Genomic DNA, 17,792 nt, shown 5'->3' on the forward strand with positions numbered 1-17,792 from the left:
TTCTGGGAGTTTTCTGTGGCAAGTCTGCCTGTGGGGTCCCCCCTGCAAGACAGCTTTCTTAATATATCACCCTTTTCCCCTTCCGTCAAGTACCTTTTTCCCTTTTTTCATGTCTTTTTTGAACTTTAGACCTTCTATATGCCTGTTTCACATGTTTAATGCTGCATGCGGCAACTTTGTCGCTAGTCTTCCAAAAACTTCACGTATCGCCTTTTTATGCCTCCTGGCAAGCGCAAAATGACAAGGAGCCTACCCTTCTTTGGAAAGTGTATATAAAAACAGGCCTCCTCGAAAGGAAGCCCGTCTAATCTTGGCTTTATTATTGATTAGAACTATTTCAGTTCAACTTTAGCTCCAACTTCTTCCAGCTGAGCCTTGATTGCTTCTGCCTCAGCCTTGTCAACGCCCTCTTTGAGGTTGGAAGGAGCACCGTCAACAACTTCTTTAGCTTCTTTCAGGCCCAGACCGGTAATTTCTCTAACAGCCTTGATAACCTTAATCTTTTCTGCGCCTACTTCAGCCAGAACTACTGTGAATTCGGACTGTTCTTCTTCAGCAGCACCGCCTGCTACTGCGCCTGCTACTGCTACTGGAGCTGCTGCGGATACGCCAAATTCTTCTTCGCAAGCTTTAACTAATTCGTTTAATTCTAAAACGGACATCGCTTTGATAGCTTCAATGATCTGTTCTTTATTCATTTTCTTTTCTCCTTTATTTCGATTTTAATTCACTTTAAATTCGGTGCATGAGCACCATGCGGAAGCTTTATGCTTCCTTTTCTTCAGCAATTGCTGCCAAAGTTCTGACAAACTTGCTAACTGGTGACTGGATGCTGCCCATAAATTTAGCAATGAGTACATCTCTGGACGGAATGTCTGCAACCTGTTCGATACCTGCTTTATCATAGTAAGTACCTTCTACAACACCTGCTTTGAATTCCATTTTTTTGTATTCTTTGATTAACTCGTTAAGAGTTCTTGCCGGAGCAGTTGCATCTTCTGTGCTGATAGCCAGTGCGCTTGGTCCGTCAAGTACTTCTGCAAGGGGAGCATAATCAGTTCCTTCGATTGCTCTTTTGATTAAAGTGTTCTTGTAAACGGTATAATCAACGTTTGCTTCACGAAGTTTCTTTCTCATAGCATCAGCTTCTGCAACGTTGATGCCCATATAGTCAACTACGACTGCGGCCTGTGCATTTTCCAGCTTAGCTTTAATTTCGTCAATGATTACCTGTTTCTGCTGTTTAGCTTCTACTGACATACTTTTTATTCTCCTTTCTGGAATTGCTCAAGGGCAACTCGCGAATATGGTACGCAATAAATAAAGGAAACCCTGCCTTTGTAGACAGGGTCAATATCTATATATTGTACCTCGGCGGGAAATTAAGCCTTAAAAGGCACCCGCTGTCTACGGTTAAATCTCAAATTTAGTTTTGATTAGCCAATCAGTGCCGGATTGATTTTGATTCCAGGACCCATTGTAGCTGCAACGGTAACGCTTCTCAGATACTGCCCTTTTGCAGTAGCCGGTTTTGCTTTTACGATTGCTTCCAGAAGTGCTTTGAAGTTTTCTTCCAGCTTTTCCGGACCAAATGAGCTCTTTCCGATTGGAGTATGGATGATGTTCTGCTTATCCAGACGATATTCAACTTTACCAGCTTTAATCTCTGCTAATGCTTTCTCAAGATCCATTGTTACTGTGCCTGATTTAGGGTTTGGCATTAATCCCTTAGGGCCTAAAACTTTACCTAATCTACCAACAACACCCATCATGTCAGGTGTAGCAACTACTACGTCAAAATCGAACCAGTTTTCAGTCTGAATCTTCTGAGCCAGTTCTTCTGCTCCAACGTAGTCTGCACCGGCCTTTTCAGCTTCTTCAGCCTTAGGACCTTTTGCAAATACTAAAACTTTTACACTTTTACCAGTTCCGTTAGGCAGTACAATTGCACCTCTAACCTGCTGGTCAGCATGTCTTCCGTCTACACCAAGTTTTACGTGTACTTCTACAGTTTCGTCAAACTTAGCTCTGGAAGTTTCGCAAGCGAGTTTCATCGCTTCACTTACTTCGTGCAGCTTTGCTTTTTCAAATTTAGCAGCTGCTTCTTTGTAACCTTTGCCTCTTTTTGGCATGTCTCTTACCTCCTTGTGGTACTAACAACCTCTGCTTGTCTTTTTTACCAAATCCTGCGTTGCTCACCTGTTTTCGGTACTCACGTACATCAGTACGCTCCGTGCCTCAACCAGCCGTGCGCCTTGGCTTTAGCAAAAAATCCTTCGCAGTACGACTTGTCTTTTCTTGTGCAAGCCTCGGTCTCCCATCTCACTAGCCTTCAACAACGATTCCCATGCTTCTTGCAGTTCCCTTGATCATGTCTGTTGCTGCTTCAAGAGTTGCTGCATTCAGGTCTGGCATCTTTGTCTTTGCGATTTCTTCTACCTGTGCATAAGTCAGTGTAGCAACCTTTTTCTTGTTAGGTTCTCCGGATGCTGCATCTAATCCTGCTGCTTTCTTCAGTAAAACTGCTGCCGGCGGTGTCTTAGTCACAAAAGTGAAAGATCTGTCCGCATATACAGTAATCACTACAGGAATAATCATTCCCGGCTGATCCTGTGTTCTGGCATTGAACTGTTTACAGAAGTCCATGATGTTCACGCCCTTCTGACCCAGTGCAGGTCCTACCGGAGGTGCTGGAGTAGCATTACCGGCCGCAATCTGAAGTTTAATATAACCTTCAACTTTTTTAGCCATCTTTCTTCTCCTTTCTCTATAGTCTGTGCTATAGTTTGTCTACCTGTCCAAACTCAAGTTCAACAGGGGTATCTCTACCAAACATTGAAACTTTGACAGTCAGTACCTGCTTCTCTTTGTTGATTTCCATCACTTCACCCATGAAGCTTTCGAAAGGTCCATTGATGACACGTACTGTATCTCCGATTTCAACGTCCAGATCGATGTAAACTTTTTCTATTCCCATTCTGGCGACTTCCTCGTCAGTCAGAGGAATAGGATCGGAGCCATGACCTACGAACCCGGTAACACCCTGCGTATTTCTCACAAGATACCAGGATTCATTGGTAACAATCATCTTTATAATTACATAACCTGGAAACATCTTCCTGGTTTTAATTTTTCTCTGGCCGTCTTTGATTTCGACTCTGTCTTCTGTCGGCACGATGATGTCTAAAATTAAATCCTGCATACCGCGGTTTTCAACCATCTTCTCGATATTCACTTTTACTTTGTTTTCATGACCCGAATAGGTATGCACCACATACCACTTGGCCTGGCCATCGCCTCTAATACCTTCGCCCATCAAAGGGGAAGCTACATTGTTGTTTTCAATATCAGACATATTACGTACCTTCTTCTCTCAAATTAGTTTAGGGTGATACCTAAAACCGCTCTCAGAGCAGCCAATACACCTGTATCAATTAACCAGAATCCCAGTGCGAAAATGGCACATGTAGCAATTACCACACCTGTGAAGGTGCCCAGTTCCTTTCTGGTAGGCCATACGACTTTGCCCATCTCCAGCTTAATGCCTTTGAAATAATCCTTGGCGCCGGTCTTCTTGGCTTTGTCTGCAGCCTTCTTAACTTGGTCTTTGTTTGCCATGATGAATTCTCCTTATTTAGTCTCTTTGTGAAGAGTCTCTTTTTTGCAGAATTTGCAATACTTCTTTAACTCGATACGATCAGGATCGTTCTTCTTGTTTTTCATGGTATTGTAGTTTCTCTGCTTGCACTCAGTGCATGCTAATGTAACTTTAACTCTCATGTCGATTGTCCTCCGTTTAACTCAAAATTCAGAGCCAGGGGAACCAGCTCTGTTACGAATAATCATAAAGTTGCTTATTAAGTGTATCAAAGCGCACTGTCAATGTCAATGTTTTTTTGAATTTCTTTGCAAAAAAAGTCTTAAAAATCCAAAGCCAGCCGGTTTTCGCTCCAGCTGGCTTTATGTGTATCCTTCAATTACAGTTTTCCCAAAATCTCTACGTCCATATCGGCTTCACTTCTAAAATATGCCGCAATCTCATCTACATGTTCATCTGTAGGCGGTACAAATTCCATTTGCTCCCCGCCAATATGCTTTTTCTTGGAAATCCCCAGGTTATGATATGGCAGCAAGGTCACTCGCTTTATACCGTGTTTCTTATAAAACGCTGCAGTTTTCTCAATGATTTCCCATGAGTCGTTAACACCGCCAACAAGCGGCATACGCATTTGCAGCTTTTTACAGGTCTCGGGGGATGCAGAAAGCCGCACCAGATTTTCCAAAATCACTGCATTGCTTTGTTCCACATACTTCTGGTGAATCTCATCGTCAATGGATTTCATATCATAAAGCACATGAGTGACATTTGACTTTTCTGCAAGCTTAGCAAGCCAGTCTCCATTTCCAAAACCGGAAGTGTCCAGACAGGTCGGAATACCTGCAGACTCCGCTGCGTCCACCAAAGCATTTACAAACTCTGGCTGTGCAAGCATCTCGCCGCCGCTGACAGTCATGCCACCGCCTGTGGTTTCGTAAAAGCCCATATCTTTTTTTACTTCATGAAAAATTTCCGAAACTGTCATTTCCTTTGCGACAGGCAGGAGTGCCTTTGCATAGCAAATTTTTGTGCACTCCATGCAGCTGTCACACGAGTTCCTATTAATTTTAATTAGATTCTCACTGTTGACAAAGACGGCATTTTTAGGGCAATGACTGATGCAATATCCACATTTAATACAGCTGTTAGGCATTTCGATCACCTGTTGATCGAAAGCAATCAGTTCAGGATTGTGGCACCATGCGCAATCCAGTGGGCAGCCCTTCAAAAATACAGTCGTTCTGATTCCCGGTCCGTCTTCTGTGCTGAATTTCTGTATACTTCCAACCAAAGCCGTCATTTCCTTGTTTTCCATCTTCATCTCCAAATCTAAAAAATTTTATGCTTCTTTAAAGTGTGTGGTTCTGTAAATAATAGTATCCTGTGCACTCTTGTCAAGTTCTGTAAAGTAAGCCATATAGCCCGCTACACGAACCATCAGGCCCTTGTAGTGCTCTGGATCCTTCTGGGCAGCTTTCAGCGTTTCGTCGTCTACAACGTTAATCTGAATATGGTTGCCGCCGTTATTGAAGTAAGTCTTGATGACTCCCTCAATCCTCTGCAGTCCTTTTTCTCCTTCCACGCCCTTAGGGTCAAAGCGCAGGTTAAACAGTGCACCGTCGTGGAACTTATCCTGTCCCATGGACGCTACGGATTTTACAGTAGCAGTCGGTCCGCTGGTGTCACGACCCATCATCGGCGAAGCATTATCGCAGAAAGGCTCGCCCGCCAGCCTTCCGTCAGGGGTTGCGCCGCAGACCATGCCGTGGGAAACGTTTACAGTCTGGGAGTGTACGTTAAAGGAGAACCAGCCTCCTCTTGCGTCCGGCCAAGTCTGCACATTATCTGCGATAAAGTGCATCATTTCCTTGTAAACACCGTCTACGTGCTCATCATCATTGCCGAATTTTGCAGGCTTATTCAAAAGCAGCTGACGCATTCTTTCTTCGCCCTCAAAATTCTTATCGATGGCTGTAATCAGTTCATCCATAGTGATATCTTTGTCTTCAAATACGCATTTTTCGATAGCAACGATAGAGTCTGCCAGATTTGCCGCACCTGTTACGTACATGCCTGCAGTTGTATACTTCGCACCACCGTGCTGTACAGATTTACCGCTTTCTACGCAGCCCTTCGTTACCATGCCCGCAAAAATCACCGGGAATCTAGTCATGTGCATACTCTGCATTACTTTGTAACCGGTTGCAACCAGTTTATAGTGATGCAGAATCTGTTTCTTAAGCGCATCCTTAAACTCTTCGATATTCTTAAAGCTTCTTGGATCTCCTGTTTCAAGTCCCATCAGTTTGCCTGTGGACGGGTCAACACCGTTGTGCAGCACAAATTCCAGCATTTTACCCATATTGACATAACCGGCATCAGGAGAGCCATCAGTAGAACCGCCGCCAGGACCTGGCTGAACGCATCCTACGATGGTCCAGTCTCTTGCTTCCTCCATGGTGCAGCCTTTGCCAAGAGTCATCTTCATCGCAACATCGTCATTGAAGAATCCAGGATTTGCCTGACCGTCCTGAATCATTTCACAGCCTTTGCGGATCAAGTCTTCCGGTGTGCCTTCCCAAACTCGTACGCCCATAACCGGCTGTGTAGTCTTCAGCTGATTTGCAGCCTCCAGACACAGATAAGACAGCTCGTTGGTAGCGTCTTTTCCGTCAGGGGTCTGCCCTCCGACCAGCAGAATTTCCCACATCGGATAGCCTGCAAAGGAGGTTGCATACCATTTATCTCTGACCTCGTAAACTTCACAGGATTTCAGATAGAGACATTCCAGCATTTCAAGTGCCTCTTCTTCTGTGATAGTCTTTTCGTCGATGACATCTTTCTTGTAATAAGGCCACATGTACTGGTCAAATCTACCGTATCCGTTTGCGGTGGTGCAAACTTCGATATGGAAGTATACGTGGGCAAACCAAATCATCTGCAGCGCCTGCCAGAAAGTCTGCGGCGGATTTTCCGGTACAACGCGGCAATTTTCGGCAATGCAAAGAAGCTCTTTCTTTCTCTTTTCGTCTTTGCACGCTGCTGCCTGGCGTTCTGCCTCTTCTGCCATTCTGTGGGCATAGGTAATCAAACCCTGGCACTGAATAATACATGCCTGCCAAAAGTTTACCTTTTCTTCGTCTGCCTGACATTGGCAAATCATATTATCAATATTTCTCTGACATTCCTCCATATAGCCGCGAAGACCTACAGTCAGCAGTTTTTCGTGATCGCAGGTAGTTTCGCCGGAAACGCCGTTTCTAAGACCTACGGTGATGATGTCGTCCTGAATACATTCCTCAATGTGTGCAGGCAGTGCTGTCTTGGACATATCTTCCATGGAGCGACCTTCCCAGTACGGCAGGGTTTCCAGAATCAGCTTCTTGTCTTCTTCTGAAATGTCGTAAGGGTCTTTGGTTCTGGTTGCGAACTCGTCGATATCGCTGATATACCAGGAGCTGGACTGGAATTCAGGGTGCAGGTTGGCACCTCTGTACTTGTTGGTCGCTGTGCCGACAATCAGTTCATCTTCCAAAATCAGCGTAGTCATATTTTCCATGATGTGATTGACAACTCTGGCTCTGAACACCGGAATCGCGTCTCCTGCAAACTTCTGATACGCCTCGGTTGCAAGAACCAGTCTCTCCGCCGTAATGCACGGTCTGGTATTCCAAAGTTTATCTCTCATGCGTTCTATTCTTTTATTCATCAGAAAACCCTCCTGTCTTCCTTTAATACTTTTCCATCAAAATCTTTTGAGTCGGTGCCGGAAACGAACTAGAGAGCTGTTCTAAATCTTCCTCTGTCAGCTCCAGAGCCAGCGCCGCTGCGTTTTCGTCAATATGGTCAAAGCCTACAGCCTTTGGAATTGCAACCATGTCCTTCTCTTTTAATACAAATGCCAGAAGGATCTGTACTACAGAAGCGTTATGACGTTTTGCCACCTCATTGACATTTTTATCGCCCATAAGCGCCGCTTTAGATACGCCGTCCTGAGTAACCTGCGCTCCTGCTTGACCGACAGGCCCGTATGCAATAAACGGCACACCATGCTCTCTCTGCCAAGGCATTAAATCGTACTCAATTCCACGGCTTCCCAAATTGTAAAGCACCTGATTGATGGCGCAGTTTTTTCCATCGGTCACTTTCCAAAGGTCTTCCATATCCTCTACGTCAAAATTAGATACGCCCCATCTTTTGATATAGCCTTTATCTTTCAAATCTTCCATGCAGTAAACTACTTCTGCCAGGTCAGCGTCTTCTCTCCAGTGGAGCAGATACATATCCAGATAATCAGCATTCATCAGTTTCAGGGAGCGCTGCACGCTGCTGTAAATCCGATGGCGGTTTGCATTTTCTGGATACACCTTGCTCAGAAGATATACTTTTTCTCTATCAAAATCCTGTATTGCATTGCCGACAATATTCTCAGCTTTCCCGTCAGCATACATCTCAGCTGTATCGATTAAATCTATGCCTATTTCGATACCGTGTTTCAGTCCGTCAACTTCTCTCTGAAGCTTTTCATCGTCTTCTCCCATCTGCCAGGTTCCCTGCCCCAGTTTGGACATGGAAGAGCCATCCGGCAGCAAGATTCGGTTCTTTGCAGTGACTAAATTCATCCTTCACCTTCCCTTTCATCAAACTGACTGAGTTCTCATTGATATTTCAATTTTAATAAAATTTTTCCGTCATAGCAATCATTTCTTTGCCATAAACCATGATTTATTTGCTATAATAAAAGCGAGTAATTTTACACTTTTCCATTCATTTCTACTATAATATAGCTAGAATCGGAGGTTTTGCATGCTGTACGAGAAAACAACTTATTTAAATGATTTTCCAATCAACATTCGCGTCGCAAAGGTCACTGAGTATCCGCTCCATTACCATCACGATGTTGAATTTGTTTATGTGCTGCGCGGAGAAATTAAGTTAAAAAACGGGACTTTTGATTATCTGTTGAAGGAGGGAGATATTTTCACCAGCAGCGGACACGAGGTTCATGGTCTTTACGCAACAGACAAAGACAATGTCGTTGCAGTCATTCAGGTCAGTAACTGGTTCTTTACTCAGTACTTTCCGACTTTAAACAAAGCTTGCTTCCGCACCTTTGTCAATAAGGATCGTTTTCTGCAGATGGACTCCCTCCGCCAACTGCTTTTACGGATTCTTTTGGATTATCTGCGCAAAAGTTTCAATTACAAGAATCAATGCACTTTTATGATGATAGAAACCATCGAGTACCTGAATAAAAATTTCAACCTGTTCTCCTTTGAGGACGAAGTAGTTGTAAACTTTAAGGACAATAACCCTGTTACAGTTTCTCGCATCAGTCGGATTATCACCTATATTTTTGAAAATCACGCCCAGAAAATCACACTGGATACGCTGGCGCAGCAGGAACATCTCAGCAGTTTCTATCTATCACATCTGATTAAAGAATATGTAGGAATTTCTTTTCAGGAATTTCTTTGCTATGCAAGGGTGGAAATGTCCCTAATCCCCCTTCTGGAAACGGACAAAAAAATCAGTACGATTGCCAAAGATGTGGGTTTTTCCACGACGGCATACTATAACAAATACTTTGAAAAGTGGTTCGGTCACAGTCCATTGGATCACCGGCGGCAGTTTCAGCCGCAGATACTCAGCGCCGCCAATCAGGCAAAGGCGGACCTATTGTCATCGAGCCCTGCCATCAATTTAGTAAAGCGCTGTTTGTCTGCAATTGACAGCCATAATCCAAATCCCACCACGGTCAGCCATCTTCAGCTTTCTATCACTGTCGAATCCGAAAAAGCACCGATTATGGAATTGGCACATGAGCTGGAAATTACAGTCACACCGGAAGATTATCAGGTACTGGGAGAACAACTCCCCTCACTTTTGAAGAGATTGTCACCTGCCAAAGTAATCATTTCTGCTACGACTGACACTGATGAGAAAACGTTGTGCGCTTTAACCTCACGCCTAAAGACTGAAGGTTTTGCAGTACAGCAGGTCGCTGATAATGACTTAATACTTTCGGGGGTATTCGGTTATGACACAATTGCCGGATTTTTCCATGCCTTTAAAAATCACTTTCTTACCAAGGAACGATTGATTTCATGCAGGCTGAGAGATCAAGGTCCGCCTGAAACGATGCTAAAAGGATGCGCTTCCTGCTTTACATCCAATATGCTTCCAAAACCGTTGTATTACGCCTACCAACTGCTGCGCAGTCTAAGCGGCAGTCTTCTTTACTGGGGAAAGTATTATTCGGTTATTCAGACAACAGAAGAATATGGAAACCGCTATATACTCCTCGGGCTTCATTTTAACGATGAAATTGATCGTCTGTGCCTGCGAAATGCCGGTATCTACGAAACAAACGATATCATAGCAGGCTATATCGACGAAATCAGTTTGGATTTTGACTTGCCACTGTCTGATGGTACTTATTCAATTATAAAATACGCATTTACTAACGAAAATACAATTTTCAACTACATGGCGCAACTGGGATTCCCGGAAAAATCGCCTTTAGCAGACGACTGGCTTCGTCTACTGAACACCCTGCCAAGCGCACAGGGATTTACAGAAACAGTTGCAGGCGGCAGACTTCAGGTTAGCCTTAATATGCGAGGCGCTGCTGTACAGATTGCGGTAATCGCACCTTTAGAAAGAGAGGAACTTTATCATGCATAACAGAAAAACAGAACTATCTTCCGTATTCGGGCTTCTCATCGCTGCGCTCCTATGGGGAATCAGTTATCCCTTGACAAAATACGTAGAGGATTGCCCAACATTTTACACAGTCTCCCTGCGATTTCTGGTGGCAGGCGTTTTCATGGCTATTGTCTTTTGCAAAAGATTCAAAAAGATGAACCGAACCATATTAAAGTACGCATTTCTGCTATCCTTTGGTTTGACCTGCATGTACATATTCTCTACCTTAGGCATCAAGTACACGACTTCTGTTCGGGCCTCGTTTTTTACCAGCTTATCCTTTGTGATTGTCCCCCTTTTAAATCTGCTGATTTTTAGATTGCGCCTAACGAGAATTACCATTATCAGCGTGTTGATTTGCACCGTCGGCATGTTCCTGCTTACCTACACTCCGGATATGGGCAGCTTCGGATTGAATCTGGGAGATTTGATTTGTATTCTTGCCGCAACAGCTGGTTCTCTGCACATTATCCTTTTGGATCGGGTTACGAAAAAAGATGGTATGGATCCTATGATTTTCACCACAATGCTTATGCTGTTTATTGCGCTCTGGGGTACACTGATTGCCTTTGCTACCGGCGCTTTTGCATACAAGGGCACTGCCATGCAGCTTGGCACCATCGTCGCACTGGGTCTTCTTTGCAGCGCCGCCGCTTTCCTTTTACAGTCTATCTGTCAAAAGTTTGTGCCCTCCAACAGGGTCGGCATTATTCTTGCCATGGAGCCGGCTTCGGGCTGTATTCTTTCCGTCCTGCTTCTTGGCGAAATCATGAGCCTCGGCGCATGGATTGGTGCAGTTGTAATCATGGGCAGTCTTCTTTATATGGAAGTCTCCACCAGCAAGCAAGAGCAAAAGCAGTTATCACAATCACAACAAACCGAAACGAAATCTAGTCAGGAGGCGAATTAAATGTACAAGATTGAACGATTTACCAAAGATATTTCTATCTCTGAATTTATGAAAAAATACTTTGAGGGAGAAGTCGTCCTGCAAAAATGCCGGGAGTGCTCCGGGTTTGCAAAGACTTGGTCCTGTCCGAATTTTGACTTCAGCACAGCAGACTACTGGCAAAAATACACCACATACCGAGTCATTTGTGACCGTATCAGTATGGAGGACATTGACAGTCCCGAAGCTGCAGAACAGCGTCTTTATACCGAAAAACCTCGCTTTAACAAAGAAATGCTGGCACTGGAAAAGGAAACCCCTGACAGCGAGGCTCTTTATGCTGAGGAATGCGACGAATGCAAAGAGTGCGCGCGTCTTATCTGCGAGCCTTGCAGGCTGCCTCACATCATGCGCTATTCCATTGAATCCCTCGGTGGGTGTGGCGTAAAAATGGTCAAGGATTTGTTTGACTTCGACGTGGTCTGGAGCGATGGAAAATCCATTCCAGAATACTACATACTGCTGGGAGGGCTGCTGTTAAAATAGCTTCTACACCGCAGCTGCAGCACGAAATAAACACCGCAGGGCAATGCCCTGCGGTGTGTTTTACTTTATTTCTGAGATTTTTTTGCTTTTCTTGCTTTCGCCTTCTGTTCACGAAGCTGCTGCTGTCGTTTGATTTTTTCTTTTTCCATCTGTTCCTGCTCTTCAGCCGTAAAGCTATCAATAAAGATATCCGGATTCATCTTCGCGGCCATTTCCATTACAGCCTGACAATCCGCAGGAGTAAATAGAAACTTACGAATAGTTGATCCTTTTTCTATGAGCAAATTCGCATTGGGACGAGACTTGATAAAATCAGGCTGCATTGCCGTAATTTCATCCCAGGTCCACCGATTGAGCGAAGTCATTCCAAAAAGAGAATATTTGATATCTACGCCCTTTTCTGAAACGATATGCTCCTTCCTATGGAATACAGCCATAAACAGCAAAACTGTAAGTGGAATATAAAAATATTGTTTACTTGTAAACTCAACGTACAGCAGCAGAATGCATCCTGCTAAAAGCAACATTCTTCGGGACGGCGTCCGCGTTTTTACGATACCTTTATATACCATAGCAAACTATTTCAGTGATTTATAAGTGCCATTTGCTCTCAGTTCTTCCAGAGCCTTCAAAGCCTTTTCGTGAGCTTCTTCCGGTGCTGCTGCTACGCCACCTTGCTTCAGTCTTCCGAGGAATGTAGTATATGTACCATCAGCATAAAGCAGGTTGCCCCCCCAGGAAGCTGTCAGGACTGAAATGACAGGGTTTACGATATTGCAGAAACAATATGGCAGATAAGAAAGGGTACTTACGCCCAGCATGCTGGAGTGATATGCACCGCAGGAGGACCAAGGTACCATTGGGGACCACAGGGTTCCACCATCTTCCATAGATCTGGAAAGCAGGTTTCTGGAAAGACCCATTTCGTCGTATTTTTCCTTGTACATAGAAGCTGGTACAATCAGACCTAAGTACTGGTCACACATGGAAGCGATACAGAACATAGCTGTCAGAATAGTAACCGCAACCATCTGGAACGGAGTCTTCACGTTTCTTATTAATTTTCCCAATAAAGATTCCACTGCGCCAATATAGCTGTAAATACCTCCAAAACCGATTGCAATCAGAGCTACGTTGATAGTCCACATCATACCATCCATACCGCCTCTGTTTACCAGCTGGTCAGCCAGTTCGTTGCCAGTTTCTGTGGAGTATCCATAGTGTACCATTGTGATACAGTCGTTAAAGGAAGCTCCCTGGAAGATTACTGCGAATACGCAGCCTACAGCGGATACCAACAGTACGCCAGGTACAGCTGGCATTTTTACTACTGCAACTACAATAATTACCAGAACCGGCAGCAAGAGAACCGGACTCATAGTCTGATAATTGCTTTCCAGTGCATCGGATAATCCATTTACCAGTTCAGGGTCAAACTGACCGGTTTCGCCAAAGATGGAAATTGCAGTAAATCCAAGCAATGCTATGATAAATGCAGGGAAGGTAGTCATAACCATTGCTCTGATATGGTCAAACAGACCAGTCTGTGCGGAAGCCGCTGCCAGGTTTGTAGAGTCAGAAAGCGGTGAGAACTTGTCGCCTGTACAAGCACCAGACAGTACAGCTCCGGCAATCAGACCAGGGTTGATGCCCATTGTCTGACCGATTGTCATAAATGCAATACCCAGTGTTGCAGATACAGTGTATGCAGAACCCAGGGAACAGCCAACAATCGCACAAAGGATACAAACTGCAGGTAAGAAAACTGCAGGCGTAAATAATTTCAAACCATAAAATACAATAGCTGGAATAGTTCCGCACCATGAGAAAGAACCTACTAAGCATCCTACAAAGATTAATACAAAGAACGCTTCCATAGATTCGCTGATGGAATTGATTGCTGCTGCAAGCATGTCTTTAATGTTGCGTCCGCAAAATCCACCAACAAAGCAGGCAGAAACTGCTGCTATTAGTACCGGAATATGTGGGTCCTGACCCCATCCCAGCAGGAAATTGCAAATCATCAGCCCAAGAAGAACGATGATAGGAATGCACGCTTCAAACTTATTAGGAAGGCGCACTTTTTTTACTTCTGTCATGTTTTACCTCCAAAAAATAAAATAAGAATTATTAATTGCCGATAAGAATTTTCACGAATTCTTCACAAATTTGTCGAAATCTCTTATCTCTTTTATTGTAATCCTTATGCCTGATACTTTTTAGGATTATTTTTAGAGATAATGGTATTTCTTGTAGTTTTCTGATTTTTTCGTAAAGTGTATCAAACGTCAATCAGTTCTACCGAAAATCGACTAAATAAATCAACACGAAAGTAAATGAAATACTAGCGCATTAAAATTCTTCCTGTGACTTTTTCAGAGCAAATACAATACAAATACTATAGTTCCAAAAATTACTAAAGCGCTGCATTTTAATGTTGCAGCGCTCTTCTTATACTATTATTATTCATCTTCCATGACTGCGATAATCCGGTCAACCGCAGAGACAATACTTTCCTGATCCTGCAGCACGACAGAAGCATAAAGGTTCATTCCATCCAAATAGCAGACTTCGCTGCTGGACACTCCGACAATGCTCTGCTTTTCTATATCCCACGATGGCATCCCATCAGTCTGCATTTTAATTAGGTTGCGGATATCGTCCTGTGACATATTGATTTCCACACAGTCTTCGATAGAGTCAAGAATCGCTGTATATCTGGTCAAAATCGTCGTACTGGAAATCGCTTTTTTCAAAATTCCCTCCAGCACCTTCTGCTGATTTTTGTTTCTCTGCAAATCCCCGTCGCTGAATGACTTTCGCTCTCTTGCAAATGCCAGTGCTCTTGCGCCGTCCAGATAGTTGGTGCCTTCGTAAAATTCATAGTAAACCCCCATGCCATGGGTAACAAAGGTATAATCGGACTCTACATCAATGCCGCCGATGGCGTCGACCAAAGAGGTAACTGTCGTGTAATTGACCTTTACATAATAGTTCATATCAAGTCCGGTCATCTTTTCCACTGCGGCAATGGTTTCCTTGATTCCGTGTACCCCGGTATGCGTCAGCTTATCCTTCGCGCCGTCGGCATCCGGCAGCTCCAGGTAGTAATCTCTAGGTATCGATGTCAAAAGCACCTTATGGGTTCTCGGATTCACTGTAACAATCATATTTACATCGGAGCGTGAAACCACATCAATAGAGCCTTCTGTGTCCAGTCCGCTTACGTAAATATTAAAAGAATCCTTCGTCACGTTGACGTCTTTTGCGATATTCGTTGTCTCAATCGGCACCTTTACTGTATGCACAATCTTACTGCCTTCCTTAAAACTGCTGTTTTCGCTACACATCGTAGTATAATGCGCTTCACTGATAAAAATCAATTCATAAGATCCGTCTAAAACACCCGATGCCAGCGTACTCAAATCTTCAATCATTTCGTAGGTGACATTCGCCTCTTCCTGTAGCATATTCTTGGCTTCGGAATAGTTAATTTCGTTAGTCAGGAAGGTCTGTACAGCCTTTCCCGTGATAGAAGCTGCCCCATCATAAGTGCTGTCTGCTTTCGCCAATACATAGTAAGGTTCGGTCTGCTCCTTTACCGTAGTAACTTTGTCCATAAAATCAATCGTTCCATTTATGTACACAATCCCCGCGCCATAAGCCCCAACCAGTGCAATAGAAATAATCAGGGAAATAATTCTTCTGGAATTCTTAAAGCGTTTGAAAAACAGCGCTGGAAAAGTGAGAATCAAAATTATGATAATCAGCCCCGCTGCCATGCATACATACTTAATTGCCAGCACGTCCATATAAATAAAAAAACCAAAAAAAGCAATGGTCACTAATATATAAAAAATCGACCATATCCTGGTAAATACTCTAAACGCGCCTCCGTTCTGTTTCTTCTCGTGTTTATCCTGTCTCATCGGTATCCTCTAATATCTCTCAAAATATTGAAGTTGTCACAGTTTGTAACCATAATATTTTACTATGTCTGTAGAATTTTGTCGATACCTCTTAAGAATTTTTTAGAATTATAGCTTGTAACTTGATCATTGCAGAAAAAAGAAAAGGAAAGTCTTCTGTAGAGAGACTTTCCTTTTCCTTCTAAATATGATGAATTACGTCACCTGCGAATCGCAGACAGCATTTGCTGCTAATTTTCCTTACGTCCTTCAGACGTTTCTTTTTTTCTGAATTTCATGACGGCTATAGCCAGAATTACTGCACTACCAACAAAGGCCAATCCCACACAAAGCGCATTGCTCAACGACCAGCCACTGGTTTCTGTATCTTCCGGTGTACCTGCCAGAGGAACCGCCTCATCATCAATGCGAATCAATTCCTCTTCCTCTTCTTTTTCTTCTTCCGCAGCAGTATCCTCTTGTGAGTTTTCCTCTTCTGAAATGTCAGAAGGCGCTGCGCTCTGCATATCATCTGCAGCCTGGCTACCCTGTATATCTTGTCCTTCCTCTGTCTGCTCGGGCTCCGAAGGTGTTTCTAGTTCTGCCCCTTCCTCTGAATCAACTGCTGGAGCCACTTCCGACTCATCCGCATAGACCCATGAAGCTGGAAGCAGCATGAGAAGCGTCATAATCAGACAAATCAGCACTCTTGATTTTTTCATCTGCCCATCCTCTCTTTCATACACTAAATAGTGTGTGCATTTTTTAAGATTCTTTTGAAATTAGTCTAATAAGTTATATTATACCACACGCTGGTTAGTTTTTTGTTATTTTTTGCTATATAGACTCTTTTATAATGATTATAATAGAAGACCTGCGACTACTCGCAGGTCTTAGCTACTTATTTATTCAAATTGACTCAATATCGTAATTATTCGATGATCTCAGTAACAACGCCGGAACCTACTGTTCTGCCGCCTTCTCTGATCGCAAATCTCAGTCCTTCTTCGATTGCAATCGGGGTAATCAACGCAATTGTCATTGTTACGTTATCTCCTGGCATACACATTTCTGTTCCTTCTGGTAACTGCAGGTCTCCTGTTACGTCTGTTGTTCTGAAATAGAACTGTGGTCTGTATCCGTTAAAGAACGGAGTGTGTCTTCCGCCTTCTTCTTTCTTCAGTACGTATACTTCGCCCTTGAACTTTGTGTGCGGATGAATGGTTCCTGGTTTTGCCAGTACCTGTCCCCTTTCGATTTCTGTTCTCTGCACACCTCTAAGCAGTGCTCCTACGTTATCTCCTGTTTCTGCCTGGTCTAACAGCTTTCTGAACATTTCCAGTCCTGTTACGACTACGCTTCTCTTTTCTTCTGTTAAGCCGATGATTTCTACTTCTTCACCAACTTTCAGTACGCCTCTTTCTACTCTTCCTGTTGCTACGGTTCCTCTTCCTGTGATGGAGAATACGTCTTCTACTGGCATCAGGAACGGCTTATCGTTTGCTCTTTCTGGTTCTGGAATGTAGCTATCTACTGCTTCGAACAGTTCTACTATCTTATCTCCCCATGGTCCTTCTGGGTTCTCTAATGCGCCCAGTGCGGATCCTCTGATGATTGGTGTGTCATCTCCTGGGAATTCATATTCGTCAAGCAGTTCTCTGATTTCCATTTCTACCAGATCCAGCAGCTCTTCGTCATCTACCATGTCGCACTTATTTAAGAATACTACGATGTATGGTACGCCTACCTGTCTGGACAGCAGGATGTGCTCTCTTGTCTGCGGCATCGGTCCGTCTGTTGCTGCGCATACCAGGATTGCGCCGTCCATCTGTGCTGCTCCTGTAATCATGTTCTTTACATAGTCAGCGTGGCCCGGGCAGTCTACGTGTGCGTAGTGTCTGTTCGGTGTTTCGTATTCTACGTGTGCTGTAGAAATGGTGATTCCTCTTTCTTTTTCTTCTGGTGCTTTGTCGATCTGGTCGAATGCTACCTTTTCACCCAGCTGATATCTCTGATACAGGGTGGTTGTGATTGCTGCTGTCAGCGTTGTCTTACCATGGTCTACGTGGCCAATGGTTCCGATATTGATATGCGGTTTGGTTCTCTCAAATTTTGCTTTTGCCATTTTTGTTTTCCTCCTAAT

At 43.8% G+C, this 17,792-nt stretch carries 18 protein-coding genes and 1 other annotated feature; of the genes, 3 read left to right on the top strand and 15 right to left on the bottom strand.

All coding sequences use genetic code 11. The annotated features are described in order from the left end of the window. Nucleotides 1–332: 332 nt before the first annotated feature. The 10 genes from rplL to D1155_RS15115 form a co-directional block, all read right to left on the bottom strand. Nucleotides 333–698, bottom strand: coding sequence for a 50S ribosomal protein L7/L12 (gene rplL, locus D1155_RS15070; RefSeq protein WP_160203236.1), 366 nt, complete (start codon nucleotides 696–698; stop codon nucleotides 333–335). Between the two features lie 67 nt (nucleotides 699–765). Next, the gene (rplJ, locus tag D1155_RS15075; RefSeq protein ID WP_160203237.1) at nucleotides 766–1,260 is read right to left on the bottom strand and encodes a 50S ribosomal protein L10; all 495 of its coding nucleotides are present in this window, start codon (nucleotides 1,258–1,260) and stop codon (nucleotides 766–768) included. Nucleotides 1,261–1,314: 54 nt separating this feature from the next. Continuing rightward, nucleotides 1,315–1,431 (bottom strand) — a sequence feature (ribosomal protein L10 leader region). 5 nt (nucleotides 1,432–1,436) lie between these two features. Beyond that, a complete protein-coding gene (gene rplA / locus D1155_RS15080; RefSeq protein WP_160203238.1) occupies nucleotides 1,437–2,132 on the bottom strand; it encodes a 50S ribosomal protein L1 in 696 nt (231 codons plus the stop codon). A 193-nt stretch (nucleotides 2,133–2,325) separates the two neighbouring features. Then, nucleotides 2,326–2,751: a 50S ribosomal protein L11 gene (gene rplK, locus D1155_RS15085; protein ID WP_160203239.1), complete on the bottom strand. Its 426-nt coding sequence runs from the start codon at nucleotides 2,749–2,751 to the stop codon at nucleotides 2,326–2,328. A gap of 28 nt (nucleotides 2,752–2,779) precedes the next feature. Next, nucleotides 2,780–3,316 (bottom strand): transcription termination/antitermination protein NusG, encoded by a 537-nt coding sequence (gene nusG, locus D1155_RS15090; protein WP_243151119.1) that lies wholly within the window; start codon nucleotides 3,314–3,316, stop codon nucleotides 2,780–2,782. A 62-nt stretch (nucleotides 3,317–3,378) separates the two neighbouring features. Next, entirely contained in the window at nucleotides 3,379–3,618 is a 240-nt protein-coding gene (gene secE, locus D1155_RS15095) for a preprotein translocase subunit SecE (RefSeq protein ID WP_160203241.1), read from the bottom strand. Between the two features lie 12 nt (nucleotides 3,619–3,630). Further along, nucleotides 3,631–3,780 carry a 50S ribosomal protein L33 gene (rpmG, locus tag D1155_RS15100; RefSeq protein ID WP_034813889.1) on the bottom strand — a complete coding sequence of 50 codons (150 nt, stop codon included), beginning with the start codon at nucleotides 3,778–3,780 and terminating at the stop codon, nucleotides 3,631–3,633. 197 nt (nucleotides 3,781–3,977) lie between these two features. Further along, on the bottom strand, nucleotides 3,978–4,913 hold the full coding sequence (locus tag D1155_RS15105) for a glycyl-radical enzyme activating protein (protein ID WP_243151118.1): 936 nt from the start codon (nucleotides 4,911–4,913) through the stop codon (nucleotides 3,978–3,980). A 24-nt stretch (nucleotides 4,914–4,937) separates the two neighbouring features. Then, the gene (locus D1155_RS15110; protein WP_160203242.1) at nucleotides 4,938–7,307 is read right to left on the bottom strand and encodes a formate C-acetyltransferase/glycerol dehydratase family glycyl radical enzyme; all 2,370 of its coding nucleotides are present in this window, start codon (nucleotides 7,305–7,307) and stop codon (nucleotides 4,938–4,940) included. 22 nt (nucleotides 7,308–7,329) lie between these two features. Further along, nucleotides 7,330–8,220, bottom strand: coding sequence for an aldo/keto reductase (locus D1155_RS15115; RefSeq protein WP_160203243.1), 891 nt, complete (start codon nucleotides 8,218–8,220; stop codon nucleotides 7,330–7,332). Nucleotides 8,221–8,404: 184 nt separating this feature from the next. On the opposite strand from D1155_RS15115, the gene D1155_RS15120 reads away from it, so the two are divergent. From D1155_RS15120 to D1155_RS15130, 3 genes are read left to right on the top strand one after another with little or no spacing between them, the layout of a single operon-like run. Further along, the gene (locus D1155_RS15120) at nucleotides 8,405–10,285 is read left to right on the top strand and encodes an AraC family transcriptional regulator (RefSeq protein ID WP_160203244.1); all 1,881 of its coding nucleotides are present in this window, start codon (nucleotides 8,405–8,407) and stop codon (nucleotides 10,283–10,285) included. Continuing rightward, complete coding sequence (locus tag D1155_RS15125; protein WP_160203245.1) at nucleotides 10,278–11,216, top strand: EamA family transporter; 939 nt, start codon at nucleotides 10,278–10,280, stop codon at nucleotides 11,214–11,216. Before D1155_RS15120 ends, D1155_RS15125 begins: the two co-directional genes overlap by 8 nt. Further along, complete coding sequence (locus D1155_RS15130; RefSeq protein WP_160203246.1) at nucleotides 11,217–11,741, top strand: DUF2284 domain-containing protein; 525 nt, start codon at nucleotides 11,217–11,219, stop codon at nucleotides 11,739–11,741. 65 nt (nucleotides 11,742–11,806) lie between these two features. Here the strand turns inward: D1155_RS15130 and D1155_RS15135 are convergent, their stop codons facing one another. The 5 genes from D1155_RS15135 to tuf all read right to left on the bottom strand — a co-directional run bounded on the left by D1155_RS15135 (nucleotide 11,807) and on the right by tuf (nucleotide 17,774). Further along, on the bottom strand, nucleotides 11,807–12,313 hold the full coding sequence (locus tag D1155_RS15135) for a hypothetical protein (protein WP_160203247.1): 507 nt from the start codon (nucleotides 12,311–12,313) through the stop codon (nucleotides 11,807–11,809). Nucleotides 12,314–12,319: 6 nt separating this feature from the next. Continuing rightward, nucleotides 12,320–13,840: a Na+/H+ antiporter NhaC gene (gene nhaC, locus D1155_RS15140; RefSeq protein ID WP_160203248.1), complete on the bottom strand. Its 1,521-nt coding sequence runs from the start codon at nucleotides 13,838–13,840 to the stop codon at nucleotides 12,320–12,322. Nucleotides 13,841–14,203: 363 nt separating this feature from the next. Beyond that, on the bottom strand, nucleotides 14,204–15,670 hold the full coding sequence (locus tag D1155_RS15145; RefSeq protein ID WP_160203249.1) for an LCP family protein: 1,467 nt from the start codon (nucleotides 15,668–15,670) through the stop codon (nucleotides 14,204–14,206). 230 nt (nucleotides 15,671–15,900) lie between these two features. Beyond that, complete coding sequence (locus D1155_RS15150) at nucleotides 15,901–16,371, bottom strand: hypothetical protein (protein WP_160203250.1); 471 nt, start codon at nucleotides 16,369–16,371, stop codon at nucleotides 15,901–15,903. 209 nt (nucleotides 16,372–16,580) lie between these two features. Then, nucleotides 16,581–17,774 carry an elongation factor Tu gene (tuf, locus tag D1155_RS15155; protein WP_160200804.1) on the bottom strand — a complete coding sequence of 398 codons (1,194 nt, stop codon included), beginning with the start codon at nucleotides 17,772–17,774 and terminating at the stop codon, nucleotides 16,581–16,583. Between the last annotated feature and the right edge of the window lie 18 nt (nucleotides 17,775–17,792).

The organism is Anaerotruncus sp. 80 (genome assembly GCF_009936115.1).
GTDB lineage: Bacteria > Bacillota > Clostridia > Peptostreptococcales > Anaerovoracaceae > Senimuribacter > Senimuribacter intestinalis.

Bases quoted from the DNA above. Each gene is read 5' to 3' on its own strand.
- rplL (WP_160203236.1), bottom strand. From the start codon at position 698: ATGAATAAAGAACAGATCATTGAAGCTATCAAAGCGATGTCCGTTTTA.
- rplJ (WP_160203237.1), bottom strand. From the start codon at position 1,260: ATGTCAGTAGAAGCTAAACAGCAGAAACAGGTAATCATTGACGAAATT.
- rplA (WP_160203238.1), bottom strand. From the start codon at position 2,132: ATGCCAAAAAGAGGCAAAGGTTACAAAGAAGCAGCTGCTAAATTTGAA.
- rplK (WP_160203239.1), bottom strand. From the start codon at position 2,751: ATGGCTAAAAAAGTTGAAGGTTATATTAAACTTCAGATTGCGGCCGGT.
- nusG (WP_243151119.1), bottom strand. From the start codon at position 3,316: ATGGGCGAAGGTATTAGAGGCGATGGCCAGGCCAAGTGGTATGTGGTG.
- secE (WP_160203241.1), bottom strand. From the start codon at position 3,618: ATGGCAAACAAAGACCAAGTTAAGAAGGCTGCAGACAAAGCCAAGAAG.
- rpmG (WP_034813889.1), bottom strand. From the start codon at position 3,780: ATGAGAGTTAAAGTTACATTAGCATGCACTGAGTGCAAGCAGAGAAAC.
- D1155_RS15105 (WP_243151118.1), bottom strand. From the start codon at position 4,913: ATGGAAAACAAGGAAATGACGGCTTTGGTTGGAAGTATACAGAAATTC.
- D1155_RS15110 (WP_160203242.1), bottom strand. From the start codon at position 7,307: ATGAATAAAAGAATAGAACGCATGAGAGATAAACTTTGGAATACCAGA.
- D1155_RS15115 (WP_160203243.1), bottom strand. From the start codon at position 8,220: ATGAATTTAGTCACTGCAAAGAACCGAATCTTGCTGCCGGATGGCTCT.
- D1155_RS15120 (WP_160203244.1), top strand. From the start codon at position 8,405: ATGCTGTACGAGAAAACAACTTATTTAAATGATTTTCCAATCAACATT.
- D1155_RS15125 (WP_160203245.1), top strand. From the start codon at position 10,278: ATGCATAACAGAAAAACAGAACTATCTTCCGTATTCGGGCTTCTCATC.
- D1155_RS15130 (WP_160203246.1), top strand. From the start codon at position 11,217: ATGTACAAGATTGAACGATTTACCAAAGATATTTCTATCTCTGAATTT.
- D1155_RS15135 (WP_160203247.1), bottom strand. From the start codon at position 12,313: ATGGTATATAAAGGTATCGTAAAAACGCGGACGCCGTCCCGAAGAATG.
- nhaC (WP_160203248.1), bottom strand. From the start codon at position 13,840: ATGACAGAAGTAAAAAAAGTGCGCCTTCCTAATAAGTTTGAAGCGTGC.
- D1155_RS15145 (WP_160203249.1), bottom strand. From the start codon at position 15,670: ATGAGACAGGATAAACACGAGAAGAAACAGAACGGAGGCGCGTTTAGA.
- D1155_RS15150 (WP_160203250.1), bottom strand. From the start codon at position 16,371: ATGAAAAAATCAAGAGTGCTGATTTGTCTGATTATGACGCTTCTCATG.
- tuf (WP_160200804.1), bottom strand. From the start codon at position 17,774: ATGGCAAAAGCAAAATTTGAGAGAACCAAACCGCATATCAATATCGGA.